Below are 12,482 nucleotides of genomic sequence, written 5' to 3' on the forward strand. Positions count from 1 at the left end.
AAGTAAGGGACAAATGCTGTGTTTTTTTAGCTATTGATTTTTATTAATACAAAGATAATAGACCATAGAATTTATCTAATCAGTTTAGCATTAGGATATTTATGGCTAGCCAAACAGTCGATGGTAAAGGCGAATCAATATTAAATAAGTTACCTTTTATAAATCAAATAAAACAAAATGCCAAAATGGCATGGTCAATTGCAGCTGTTATTGCTATTGCTATTATCAGTATTATCTATTTATGGGCTAAAGATGACTCTTATAGTGTTTTATTTAGTAATTTAAATGATAAAGATGGTGGCGAGATTATCAGCCAACTCGATAAGATGAATATCCCTTATAAATTTTCATCGTCCGGCTCTACTATCTTAATTCCTGAAGATAAAGTTTATGATACGCGTTTGCGTATTGCACAACAAGGACTGCCTAAAGGTGGCGCTGTAGGTTTTGAATTGCTTGATAAAGAAAGTTTTGGTATGAGTCAATTCAACGAGCAAATCAATTACCAACGTGCTTTGGAGGGCGAACTATCCAGAACAATCTCGATTATCAGTAGTATTGATGATGCTAGAGTGCATCTGGCGATGCCTAAACCATCCTTATTTGTCAGAGAAAGAAAATTTCCTTCCGCATCGGTGGCATTAACGTTATTACCTGGCCGCAGTTTGTCACAAGGTCAAATTGATGCCATTATCCATTTAATTTCGAGTAGCGTACCAGAATTACAGTCGGATAAAGTAACGATTATTGATCAACACGGTCACCTATTAACGGGTGAAAATTATCGTGACCGAAACGCCAATGTGGCGCAATTAGAATTTAGTGAGCGCATCGAAAACAGCGTTCGTGAACGAGTTGAAAAAATTATTATTCCTATTTTGGGTAAACATAATGTTCGGGTACAAGTTAATGCTGAGGTTGATTTTAGTCGACAAGAATCAACTTCAGAAATTTATGATCCTAATAGTGATATTGCTAAACAAACTATTCGCAGTAAGCAGTTAACGGAAAATCGGCAATTGATTAAAAGTTATGGAATAGGTGGTGTGCCAGGAGCTTTATCCAATCAACCTGTACCTACATCGAGTGCACCTATTGATGAAAAGAATGAAGACACAAACATTGCTGATAAACAGCAGCCGAGCAACTGGCAATCTAATAATACTTTAAATTATGAAGTTAATCGGCAAGTTGTACACAGCAAGATACCGGAGGGGCGTATTAAACGCTTATCTGTCGCGGTGCTAGTTAACTATAAGTTTGTGACCAATGCATTAGAAAATAATGAAGCAGATGAAAGTGATGGTGAAAATAAGTCGTTACTTCCAACGGAACAATGGGTAAAACTGGATAGTAATGAATTAACTAATATCGAATTATTAGCTCGTCAAGCTATGGGGTTTTCTCAATTACGCGGCGACAGTTTGACTGTTGCCAATTTGAAATTTACCGATCAAGAATTTGATGACAATAGTGGTATCGCGTTTTGGAAAACGCCTGAATTTTACGATTCTATTAAAACAGGCGGTAAATATTTAATCTATATTTTCATCATTTGGATTATTTGGCGAAAAGCATTGCGTTCAGTATGGCTAAAACTACAACGACAGTACTTGAGTGTTAATAATAAAACGGCTGATTCTCAAATCACGCTGGATGAGAAATTAGATTATAAAGCACACAGTAAGCAGCAGCAGAAAATATTTGAAGATAATATGCAGCAACAACAATATATTCGCAAAATTGTCGAGAAAGACCCTCGGGTAATGGCCTTAATTATTCGTGGTTGGATTAATAAGGAGGACACAGAATAATGAATTTAAGTGAATCTCAAAAAGCCGCCACAGTATTGATGATATTGGGTGAAAATCTTGCTGCAAAGGTGATGCAATATCTTAGTTCTAAAGAGGTGCAGCACATCAGTAGTGCGATGATGTCATTACCACAGCTTTCGCAAGAGCAATTAAAAAATGTCCTTAATGAATGTCAATTTACACTTGAAAATTGTGCTGTTTTAACTTCCGATACAGATAGTTATTTACGTTCAGTTCTCGAAAAATCTATTGGTAGCGAAAAAACTGAACGTTTACTTGATGAGTTATTAGAAACGGATCGCGAAGAAGCCACCGATGGTCTTGAAATGCTTAACTTTGTTGATGCTGCAAGGGCGGTTGATCTGGTTAAAAAAGAACACCCACAAATTATTGCTACTATTTTAATTCATTTGAATCGGGATTTGGCTGCTGACATTTTAAATCTTTTTGATGATGAATTACGTAATGATGTTATGTTACGTATTGCAACATTTGGAGGCGTTGAACCATCAGCATTACAAGTTTTATCGACATCATTATCAACATTATTACATGGACAAAATCTTAAACTTAATAATATGGGTGGCATTCGTACTGCTGCTGAAATCATTAACTTAATGAAATCTCAGCAAGAAGAGCTTGTTATTAGTGCGTTGCGTGATTATGACAACGAACTTGCTCAAAAAATTATTGATGAAATGTTCTTATTTGAAAATCTGGTTGAAGTCGATGACAGAAGTATCCAACGTCTACTTAAAGATGTTGATAATGAAACATTAATTATCGCCTTGAAAGGTGCCTCAAGCACATTACGTGATAAGTTGTTAAGTAATATGTCACAACGTGCCGCCTCTATTTTACGTGAAGATCTGGAAAATAGACCGCCAGTGCGCTTATCACAAGTTGAAACTGAACAGAAGAAAATTTTGGTTATTGCGCGTCGCTTAGCCGAAAGTGGTGAGGTGATCTTAAGTAGTGGTGATGATGAGTATGTATAATCAACTCAGTAGATTAAACTGGAAACCACTTAGTTTTCAGGATTTAACTTCGGCAAGATTACCACAATTAAGTACCAACAGCAGTACACAAGAAAGTGATATTTGCCAGCCTGAACAAGAGGTAGAGTTAATTGAATCAAATGAAGAACCGGATATTGATCAAGAAATACTTGATCAGTTAAAGCAAGAGGTTAAAGCACAAGCTTATCAAGAAGGGTTTTCTATAGGTCAAACTGAAGGTTTTGATGTCGGTAAACAGTCGGGCTATGAGCAGGGATTTGCTTTAGGACAGCAAGAAGGACGTCAAAAGATAGAGCAGCAACTGAGTGATGAGAAGTTAAAAGCTGTTGAGAGCATAGCTGATCTAATCCAAAATTTTCAGCAGTCAATTAGTGAAATAGATGAATTGATAGTACCTAAATTAGTTGATTTAGCATTGCTAGCTGCACAAAAAACCGTTGGCACACTTTCTAAGGTCAAACAAAAGCAGTTGGTTTTTACTGTGCAGAGGCTTATTGAGCAATGTTCAATGTTATCAGAACCGATTTCTGTGCATTTTAACCCTGATGATTTGCTGTGGTTAGAGCCAATAATCAATGAAGAGATTAAGCAATATCATTGGCAGCTTATTGCGGATCCCAATATTGAAAGTGGTGGCTGTAAAATTTTTACAGAAACCAATGAAATTGATACTAATGTTACGGACCAGTGGCAAATTATGTCTGATTTTTTACATGATAGGTGAGCATTAACATGACATACTCATCCCAATGGATCAATAAAATTAGCCAAGCTACACAGCAACTTCAATCCTTGTCCTTAATACGCCAATATGGACGGTTAGTTAAGGCATCGGGATTAGTACTTGAAGCTGTGGGATTGAAATTACCATTGGGTTCAAACTGTTTTGTTGAACGACAATCTCATGGTCAACTTGATGCAGTTGAGTGTGAAGTGGTTGGATTCAATGGTCAGACGTTGTTTTTGATGCCATTTGAGGCAACCGATGGCATTTTATTAGGCGCTCGTGTTTATACCTCACAGTATGATTTAGCTCATTTTAGCCATAAATTATTACCGGTAGGTATGGCGTTATTAGGTCGAGTGGTTGATGCCATGGGTAAACCTTTAGATGGTAAGCCATTACCAGAAAATATTGAAAATGCTGGTTTAATTAATAAAACACTCAACCCACTCAATCGCACTCCCATTCATCAGGTTCTTGATGTTGGTGTAAGAGCCATCAATGCGTTATTAACGGTCGGACAAGGACAACGAATGGGGTTATTTGCTGGTTCGGGCGTTGGTAAAAGTGTTTTACTCGGTATGATGGCTCGTTATACACAAGCAGATATTATTGTGGTAGGCTTGATTGGTGAACGAGGTCGAGAAGTTAAAGATTTTATCGAAAATATTTTAGGCGAAGACGGTTTAGCACGTGCTGTTGTGGTCGCTGCCCCCGCTGATGTATCACCATTATTACGTTTGCAAGGTGCTGCCTATGCAACAAGAATTGCTGAAAGTTTTCGCGATCAAGGTTTTAATGTGTTATTAATCATGGACTCTTTAACTCGCTATGCTATGGCACAACGAGAAATTGCCTTAGCAATTGGAGAACCTCCAGCAACTAAAGGTTATCCTCCTTCGGTATTTGCAAAATTACCAGCACTTGTAGAAAGGGCGGGCAATGATGAACATGGTAAAGGATCTATTACTGCTTTTTATACGGTTTTAACCGAAGGTGATGATCAACAAGATCCGATAGCTGATTCGGCCAGAGCAATTTTAGATGGGCACATTGTTTTGTCACGTGCACTTGCTGAGTCAGGTCATTATCCTGCTATTGATATTGAAGCATCCATTAGTCGAGTAATGACCGATCTTACCGCACCGGAAGATGAAAAGAAATCACGTTTATTTAAACAGCTATTTTCCAGTTTTCAACGTAATCGCGATTTAATTAATGTTGGCGCCTATGTGTCAGGTACCGATCCTTTGTTAGATAAGGCAATAACTTTATATCCAGCTATGCAGAAATTTTTGCAACAAGGTATTTACGAACACTGTGGATATCAAGAGGCGTGTCAACAATTGGCTGCGATTGTGAGCCAACATTAAACGGTTAGGAAAGTACTAATGAAAAAAAATCCTTCACAATTAGCCTTTTTAACATTAAAAAAGCTAGCGCAAAAATCTGTTGACGATAACTTAGTTAGGTTAAAAAAAGCAAATGAAAATAAGGGTAAAGCACAGTCACAACTTAATGTCTTACATGATTACTATGTTGAGTATCAACAAAAATTGAATGATGCTTTATCTGGTGGCATAAAAGGATATGAATTAAATAATTTTAATGCTTTTATTGCCACTATTGAGCAAGGAATAGAACAGCAAAAAAAACTGTTATTAACCTTGGATATCCAACAAAAGCAGATTACTAACCAGCTTAATCAATCACAAAAAAGTTTGAATACCTATACAACATTATTAAATAAGCAATATAACAAATATTTACAACAGCAAAATCGTTTGCAACAAAAACTGACCGATGAATTTGCCCAACAGCAATTAGCAAGGAGAATATTGAGTGAGTATTAATTTGATTGGTAATGTAAACTTAATGCCAGTGCATCAATCAGAGTTTGTTTCTAATGATACTATCGATAATGATGGTGATTTATTTGGGCAATTGCTGTTACAAAGTGAACAGCATAGCCACATTGCTAATAAGTCAGATTCGACGAAATTGAGTGATAGGGGTAATGGAGAATTAGATGATGATAAATCTGTTGATGATGAGTTAACTGTCGGCTGTTATCCAGGTGCTATTGAATATTTTGAACAGGAAAAGTGGACTATTATCAGTGCGACAGAAATAAACGCTACAGAAAACAGAAATATACCAATTAACCATTATTCACTGCCAACGAATAACATAAATTCTGACATATTCGAAGCCAATTTTTTGCTCAATTTACCCGCAAATCCATTAGACAGTAAGCCAACTCACGAAGTCATTAATAACGAAGGGAAGGTCATTAATTCGATAATGCAACAAAATGATTTTATGTCGTTATTTGAAGAAAAACGTCAAGCAAACACAACACTGATTCATCGAAAAATCTCTGATATTAGTCATAACGTTAGCAATTATTTTTCTAATTCATCCACTCATTTATCCAGTATTGGTGATGTTATGTCAAAAGTGACCCCTTCTCAAACTGATTTTACGATGAATTTAGGAAGTCACCATGTGATGGTGCCTATCCATCAAATCTCATCTTTGCCATCAATAACCCATGACCCCAACTTGATAACGCCAGCTAATTCGACTGTTTCTTCTTACACAATGGATTTATCTACGCCTGTTGATGTTGTGCAATGGCAACAATCGTTAACTCAGCACATCATGATGTTTAATCGTCAAGGTATACAAACAGCCGAAATTAAATTACATCCTCAAGAATTAGGTTCGTTACATATTAAACTTGCTATGACCGATGATAATATCAATCTGCATATGATGGCTGCACACAATATGGTAAAAGGATTGTTAGAATCGGCATTACCATTTTTACGAACTTCGCTGCAAGAACAAGGTTTTAACTTACAACAAACCGATATCAGTGATTTTTCGATGATGAGTGATGGTGATCACTCAGCGATGCATCATCAAAATAATCACCGTCACCAATCGAATGCAGTTGTATCAAAAACAGTAGACAAAATTAATGAGCAGTCAAACAACCAAAAACATTTTGTTCAATCAGGATTGAGTGTATTTGCTTAAAATTTAATTTGTGATTTATTGTCAGCAAGTATCTTAAAAACAAATTGAAAACGTTAAATAGGTAATATTTTTGTTGCCTATTCTTCAAATCAATTCTGCGAGTTTGATTTATTATTCTTCTTATTATTACCATTTAATGGTTATAAATTTTTTATTGAGATAAGAATAAATATGCCAACTACCCCTAAAAAAGTGAATATTTTGAACTTAATACTTATTCTCATCACGCTGTTCGCATCAGGTACAGCTGTTTATTTATGGTTCCAAAATCAATCAAAAACCACGGCTAAAAAGCATGATGAAATAACTATCGTATCGCCAGTTTTTTTAACTTTAAAGCCGTTTACTGTGTCGTTACCTACATCAGAAGATAATGGTGATATTAATAAAATTCTTTATGTTGGTATGGTACTGCGTGTTGCCGATGAAGCCCAAAAAATTGCGTTATTAGAATACTTACCTGAAGTTAGAAGTGATATACTTCTTTTATTATCTAAACAATATGTTAATAAATTAAAACAAGAATCAGGTAAATTTGAATTACAAGAGCAGATAAAAAATACATTATCACGTCAATATGATATTAAACACTCAGTAAAAATTGACGAAGTACTCTTTACTGATTTTATTATACGGTGATTGTTATGTCTGATAAGCGTGAACCGATAACAGACATTAATGCCGACAATGATACTTTGCCAGTATCAGAAAGCTCCATTGCCACTGAGGGTAACGTTTTTGATACTAATGTTATCTCATTACCATCAGGGAAAAAAGCCGATGTTAAACCTTACGATTTATCGGTCAAACATAGCTTTATTCCTGAACGTTTAACGGCATTAGAAATCATAAATGAACGTTTTGCTCGTCAGTTCAGAATAGGATTATTTAATCTATTACGTCGTAATACAGATGTAATTGCTTCCCCAATTGGCACACAAACTTTCAAAGAATTTTCTAATATTTCATCTACATATCATTTGAATTTAGTGCATCTCAATCCTTTAAGAGGCTCTTGCTTATTTTCCTTTTCACCCGAATTAGTATTTATTGTGGTTGATACTTTATTTGGTGGGGATGGGCATACAAACAAAGTTGAAACAGAAGATCGTGAGTTTACTCATACAGAGCAACAAATCATAAAACGAGTACTAGAGTTAGCATTAAACATTTATCAAAGTGCTTGGGCAGATATATATTCAGTTGAAACTGAGTATATCCGCTCTGAAATACAAAGTAAGTTTACTAATATTACTACTTCGCCTGATGATGTAGTTTTAACCACCAAATTTAAGATTGAAATTGGTAGTTTTAAAGCGACGTTTTATATTTGTATTCCTTATGCCATGGTTGAGCCAATCAAAGAATTATTAATAAAACCACCTATCGAGCAGCAAACTTATCAAGATGATAATATCTGGATGAGTTCATTAACCTCTGGCATCAAACAATCAACTGTCGAATTAGTCGCTAACTTTACTCGTATTCATACGACTGTCTCTAAACTATTAGCATTAAAAACGAATGATATTTTAGTCATCGACAAACCGACAAATTTAGATGTTACTGTTGGTGGAGTGCCAGTATTAAAAGGTCATTACGGTAAAGTTAATAAACAATATGCAATTCAAGTTGAACAGGTTATTAATCCTGTAATTGAACAATTAAATGAGGGAATGCAAAATGACTGATATCAAACAAGATAGTGAAGATATCCCAAAAGTCGATGTAAAAAGTGATGAATTATCCACTAAGGACGTTATTTTTGAAACATTATCACCGCAACAAACTGAAGAACAAAAGCAAGATATTAATCTTATTTTAGATATTCCAATTGATTTGAGTGTCGAACTTGGTCGAACTAAGATGGCAATTAAAGATTTATTGAATCTAACTCAAGGATCGGTCATTGCATTGGATGGTCTTGCTGGTGAACCTTTAGATATATTAATTAATGGTTATTTAATTGCCCAAGGCGAAATCGTGGTTGTCGGTGATAATTATGGCGTACGCATTACCGATATTATCACTCCATCAGAGCGTGTACGTAGGTTGAGTCGTTAATGGATATAAAACACGAAAATAAGGCTCAGCCTTCGTCAACAACAGATACAATTTCGCTAACTTCTATATCACCGGAATTCAAAGTAAACACACAAATGGCTACATCAATTGGGATATCGCTTATTGGTGTGATTGTCCTGATCTTATTGTTAGGATGGATAGTAAAACGCTTCAATTGGAAGAGTCCTAATAAACAATTAATTGAAGTCAAAGCAACTTATAATATAAACCCTAAAGAAAGAATCGTTTTGGTTCATGTCGATCATCAATTATTAGTTGTTGGTGTGACTGGACAGCAGATGACCCTACTGCATACCATAAATGAACAACGAACCGATATGTTGCTAGCAGAACCATCAGCAGAAAAAGACCTTTCAAAAAATAAGTTATTTGAGCAAATGTTACAGTCCATTTTGAAATTGAGAAAGGAGTAATTGGTAGTGCGGTTAAAATCTGTTATTTTGCTAGGCTTATTGTCGATTAGCCAATATAGCTTTGCTGAAATTTCACCGTTATCTATCATTACCCGTACTACTTTGGATAATGAACAAAGCTGGTCGTTACCGGTTGAGACTTTGGTCTTTTTAACCTTACTTACGTTTATTCCTGCAATATTACTATTAATGACCAGCTTTACCCGCATTATTATTGTGTTGGGTTTATTGCGTAATGCTCTAGGAACACAATCTGCTCCCCCTAACCAAGTTATTTTAGGTATTGCCCTTTTTATGACATTTTTTATTATGTCACCGGTGACTGATAAAATTTATCAAGATGCTTATATACCTTATTCACAAAATCAAATCACCATGCAAGAAGCCTTATCCACAGCAACTAAACCATTACAGGCGTTCATGCTTACTCAAACCCGAGAAAATGATTTAGCGTTATTTGTGAATATGTCTCATCAAAACGAAATCCAAAGCCGTGAAGATATTCCCTTGAAAGTTTTGGTACCGGCTTTTGTGGTTAGCGAGTTAAAAACCGCTTTTCAAATAGGTTTTACGATTTTTATTCCTTTTTTAATTATTGATTTAGTGGTGGCTAGTACACTTATGGCATTAGGGATGATGATGGTTCCACCGGCAACCGTTTCATTACCATTTAAGTTAATGTTGTTTGTATTGGCCGATGGTTGGCACTTATTACTAGGTTCATTAGCACAAAGCTTTTTTAGTTAAGAAATTTTAGTTTAGGAACAGTATGTCACCTGAGTATATTAGTACTTTGGCAATGCAAGCCATAAAAGTTGCAGCATCCCTTGCAGGTCCTTTATTGTTAGCCGCTTTATTTACTGGTTTGGTCATTAGTTTATTGCAAGCGGCTACGCAAATTAATGAAATGACATTATCATTTATTCCTAAAATTTTAATGGTCATTGTGGTTTTAATTATTTTGGGTCCCTCTATGTTGTCAACGATGATTGACTACATTCAAATTGTGATTACCGATATTCCTAATTTAACTCATTAAATGTAATGGATATTAATATTAACAGTCTATTTAATATTGATTTCTTTGCTTGGGTTAAAGATATCTTTTTCCCGTTTGTGCGCATTTTAGCATTAATTATGGTCGCGCCAATTTTTGGTGAAAAAGAAGTGCCAAATCGCATAAAAATTGGTTTAGCGTTAGTAATTGTTATGCTTCTACCTCTACCTCTTCCTAATCTTGATGAGAATATAGAACTTTATTCTCTAACGGGGATATGGGTTCTTGCTCAGCAAATAATGATTGGAGTGTTGATCGGTTTTACTATGCAATTGGCGTTTATAACAGTCAGAATTTCGGGTGAATTAATTGGCATGCAAATGGGGCTGGGTATGGCTACATTTTTTGATCCAATTGGAGGACCTTCTACATCAGTTTTGTCACGCTTAATTAATATTATAGCTTTACTGATTTTTCTGAGTTTAGATGGTCATCTATGGTTACTATATGGTATTTCTAATAGCTTTGATATTGTTCCAATTCGACTTATGCCACTGCCTGCAAATGGCTATTTATCTTTAATTGATGTCAGTAACCAACTCTTTATTAATGGTATTATGTTAGCTCTTCCTTTAATGACTTTATTGTTAATCATTAATATATCATTGGGCTTATTAAATAGGATTACACCACAATTATCCATTTTTGTTGTTGGTTATCCTTTAACACTATTGTTAGGATTAATCATGTTAAGCTATTTAATTTCGATGTTGCCAGCATTTACAGAGTTTATTTTTGAACAAATATTCAATCACATTTCAGCTATTTTATGGTTTTTGAGTGATGTTCAGTAGTGTAATTTTGATTATATGACTGGATAATTTATCAATTTTATTCTTATCTGAATTAGTCTGCTTACTAACCTTCCTTCAAATAGGTCTTTTTGTAAAAAAATTTGAGGTTAACGATACGTTTGAATATAAAAATTGGCTGAATTCCACTAAACGTAAATTAAAAAATATTAGTGGAAACTCAATAAGAAAGGAATGCTGATATAATCAGCATTTTATTTATATCAATTAAGCTTTTTTTACAAAACAGGCTTTAAGCATGATTTTCATGCCATCAATTTTACAATCAATCTCATGATCACCTTCGACTAAACGAATCCCTTTTGCTTTAGCCCCTTTTTTCAAAACAGTAGAAGATCCTTTTAATTTAAGATCTTTAATTAAAATAATATCGTCGCCATCAGCAAGTAAATTACCATTACTGTCTTTCACTTGTAAACCTTCATTTGTTGAAGCAACATCATTCGGATCCCATTCGTGGGCACATTCAGGGCAAACATAAAACGAACCATCATGATAAGTATGTTCAGACTGGCAAACAGGGCAGTTAGGTATAGATTCCATGGGTATGATTAATCCAAATTAAATAAAATGGCGTTTACTATAGCAAAAAAACGGTGTTAAGTCATGGTATTCCTATTTTAGGTAGCGTTAAAGAGGCCGTCAAATTATTCCATAGAAGCACTAGCGATAAAAAATTGGTTAAAGACAAAATGATCCGCCATGAATCACATCTTTATTTTAACAGAGGGAGGTTCATGTGTATCGCAGTACTCATTTAGGTGATGAAACGATGTTTGGTATTTTAAATCATTATCATTTAGTAGTAATTGCTGCTATCTTTTGCCTCATTATCGTTTTCCAATGTCGATTAAAGCCAAAATAGGTTATTGGGTACGATTGATTGAAAAACCGAGTTTACATCAATTTTATAAAACTCATCCCATTATTATGCGACGGTTTATTAATATGCTTCAGTACTAACTGTATAGGAACAAATAGATAATAATATTAGGTATTTAATATTAAGCGCCTTACAATAGCATTTGGTTATTTGTTTATTGATATTATGTTCGGATAACGCTCATCAATTTATATTGTCTAGCGCTCGTGATCTTTTAGCAACAAAGTTAGGTATTGGTTATGAATCGTTAAGTTGATTGATGTGGCACTATCGAAAGCAAAAAATTATTTAAGTTGAAACTCATTGAGTTAATATACTAAAAGTATTTTATTTGAAAGAACGGATTTCTCCTTATCAACGTTTATTCAAAAAAGCTGTTGGTATTTAGGAAAATTGTTCTACAAAGAACAAGTAAAGTACATTCAAATTAAAATGGCAAATTGGTTTTTAAAAGGAATTCTGATAAACCTAAAAAAGGCGCGTATTATACGCGCCTTTTATACTGATCAAGAGCATTAAGGATAATGCTCTAAATAGTTAGTAAGATTATTTAATAACCTTAGCAACAACACCAGCACCAACAGTACGACCACCTTCACGGATAGCAAAGCGTAAGCCTTCTGCCATTGC

The 12,482-nt window shown here is 34.8% G+C and carries 14 protein-coding genes and 1 pseudogene; 13 read left to right on the top strand and 2 right to left on the bottom strand.

Features of this window, described 5'->3' with window-relative positions; translation table 11 throughout:
* Positions 1 to 101: 101 nt before the first annotated feature.
* From fliF to fliR, 13 genes are all read left to right on the top strand, one after another.
* Positions 102 to 1,814, top strand: coding sequence for a flagellar basal-body MS-ring/collar protein FliF (fliF, locus tag J3U13_RS10645; protein ID WP_267341999.1), 1,713 nt, complete (start codon positions 102 to 104; stop codon positions 1,812 to 1,814).
* A complete protein-coding gene (gene fliG, locus J3U13_RS10650; protein ID WP_267342000.1) occupies positions 1,814 to 2,812 on the top strand; it encodes a flagellar motor switch protein FliG in 999 nt (332 codons plus the stop codon). Before fliF ends, fliG begins: the two co-directional genes overlap by 1 nt.
* Positions 2,805 to 3,557 carry a flagellar assembly protein FliH gene (locus J3U13_RS10655; protein ID WP_267342001.1) on the top strand — a complete coding sequence of 251 codons (753 nt, stop codon included), beginning with the start codon at positions 2,805 to 2,807 and terminating at the stop codon, positions 3,555 to 3,557. Before fliG ends, J3U13_RS10655 begins: the two co-directional genes overlap by 8 nt.
* Positions 3,558 to 3,565: 8 nt before the next feature.
* Entirely contained in the window at positions 3,566 to 4,930 is a 1,365-nt protein-coding gene (gene fliI / locus J3U13_RS10660; RefSeq protein WP_267342002.1) for a flagellar protein export ATPase FliI, read from the top strand.
* Positions 4,931 to 4,948: 18 nt separating this feature from the next.
* A complete protein-coding gene (fliJ, locus tag J3U13_RS10665; RefSeq protein WP_267342003.1) occupies positions 4,949 to 5,410 on the top strand; it encodes a flagellar export protein FliJ in 462 nt (153 codons plus the stop codon).
* Positions 5,400 to 6,602, top strand: a complete 1,203-nt coding sequence (locus tag J3U13_RS10670) for a flagellar hook-length control protein FliK (RefSeq protein WP_267342004.1) — start codon at positions 5,400 to 5,402, stop codon at positions 6,600 to 6,602. The genes fliJ and J3U13_RS10670 overlap by 11 nt, the downstream gene beginning before the upstream one ends.
* A gap of 171 nt (positions 6,603 to 6,773) precedes the next feature.
* Positions 6,774 to 7,241 carry a flagellar basal body-associated FliL family protein gene (locus J3U13_RS10675; RefSeq protein ID WP_267342005.1) on the top strand — a complete coding sequence of 156 codons (468 nt, stop codon included), beginning with the start codon at positions 6,774 to 6,776 and terminating at the stop codon, positions 7,239 to 7,241.
* A gap of 5 nt (positions 7,242 to 7,246) precedes the next feature.
* A complete protein-coding gene (gene fliM / locus J3U13_RS10680; RefSeq protein ID WP_267342007.1) occupies positions 7,247 to 8,293 on the top strand; it encodes a flagellar motor switch protein FliM in 1,047 nt (348 codons plus the stop codon).
* Entirely contained in the window at positions 8,286 to 8,666 is a 381-nt protein-coding gene (gene fliN / locus J3U13_RS10685; protein ID WP_416380268.1) for a flagellar motor switch protein FliN, read from the top strand. The genes fliM and fliN overlap by 8 nt, the downstream gene beginning before the upstream one ends.
* Positions 8,666 to 9,100, top strand: a complete 435-nt coding sequence (fliO, locus tag J3U13_RS10690; RefSeq protein WP_267342009.1) for a flagellar biosynthetic protein FliO — start codon at positions 8,666 to 8,668, stop codon at positions 9,098 to 9,100. Before fliN ends, fliO begins: the two co-directional genes overlap by 1 nt.
* A 69-nt stretch (positions 9,101 to 9,169) precedes the next feature.
* Positions 9,170 to 9,847 carry a flagellar type III secretion system pore protein FliP gene (gene fliP, locus J3U13_RS10695; protein WP_324123805.1) on the top strand — a complete coding sequence of 226 codons (678 nt, stop codon included), beginning with the start codon at positions 9,170 to 9,172 and terminating at the stop codon, positions 9,845 to 9,847.
* A gap of 22 nt (positions 9,848 to 9,869) precedes the next feature.
* Positions 9,870 to 10,139 (top strand): flagellar biosynthesis protein FliQ, encoded by a 270-nt coding sequence (gene fliQ / locus J3U13_RS10700; protein ID WP_267342010.1) that lies wholly within the window; start codon positions 9,870 to 9,872, stop codon positions 10,137 to 10,139.
* Between the two features lie 5 nt (positions 10,140 to 10,144).
* The gene (gene fliR / locus J3U13_RS10705; protein WP_267342011.1) at positions 10,145 to 10,951 is read left to right on the top strand and encodes a flagellar biosynthetic protein FliR; all 807 of its coding nucleotides are present in this window, start codon (positions 10,145 to 10,147) and stop codon (positions 10,949 to 10,951) included.
* Positions 10,952 to 11,176: 225 nt separating this feature from the next.
* On the opposite strand, the gene J3U13_RS10710 is transcribed toward fliR, so the two are convergent.
* Together J3U13_RS10710 and J3U13_RS10715 are read right to left on the bottom strand one after the other, a co-directional pair.
* A complete protein-coding gene (locus tag J3U13_RS10710) occupies positions 11,177 to 11,512 on the bottom strand; it encodes a zinc ribbon domain-containing protein YjdM (protein WP_267342012.1) in 336 nt (111 codons plus the stop codon).
* Between the two features lie 886 nt (positions 11,513 to 12,398).
* Positions 12,399 to 12,482 (bottom strand): annotated as a pseudogene (locus tag J3U13_RS10715) (elongation factor Tu); the annotation flags it as partial.

Origin of the sequence: Gilliamella sp. B2887, from assembly GCF_026537015.1 — a bacterium.
Lineage (GTDB): Bacteria > Pseudomonadota > Gammaproteobacteria > Enterobacterales > Orbaceae > Gilliamella.

Coding starts and splice junctions, on each gene's coding strand:
- J3U13_RS10655 (WP_267342001.1), top strand. CDS start 2,805: ATGTATAATCAACTCAGTAGATTAAACTGGAAACCACTTAGTTTTCAG.
- fliJ (WP_267342003.1), top strand. CDS start 4,949: ATGAAAAAAAATCCTTCACAATTAGCCTTTTTAACATTAAAAAAGCTA.
- fliI (WP_267342002.1), top strand. CDS start 3,566: ATGACATACTCATCCCAATGGATCAATAAAATTAGCCAAGCTACACAG.
- fliO (WP_267342009.1), top strand. CDS start 8,666: ATGGATATAAAACACGAAAATAAGGCTCAGCCTTCGTCAACAACAGAT.
- fliQ (WP_267342010.1), top strand. CDS start 9,870: ATGTCACCTGAGTATATTAGTACTTTGGCAATGCAAGCCATAAAAGTT.
- J3U13_RS10675 (WP_267342005.1), top strand. CDS start 6,774: ATGCCAACTACCCCTAAAAAAGTGAATATTTTGAACTTAATACTTATT.
- J3U13_RS10710 (WP_267342012.1), bottom strand. CDS start 11,512: ATGGAATCTATACCTAACTGCCCTGTTTGCCAGTCTGAACATACTTAT.
- fliG (WP_267342000.1), top strand. CDS start 1,814: ATGAATTTAAGTGAATCTCAAAAAGCCGCCACAGTATTGATGATATTG.
- fliM (WP_267342007.1), top strand. CDS start 7,247: ATGTCTGATAAGCGTGAACCGATAACAGACATTAATGCCGACAATGAT.
- fliN (WP_416380268.1), top strand. CDS start 8,286: ATGACTGATATCAAACAAGATAGTGAAGATATCCCAAAAGTCGATGTA.
- fliR (WP_267342011.1), top strand. CDS start 10,145: ATGGATATTAATATTAACAGTCTATTTAATATTGATTTCTTTGCTTGG.
- fliF (WP_267341999.1), top strand. CDS start 102: ATGGCTAGCCAAACAGTCGATGGTAAAGGCGAATCAATATTAAATAAG.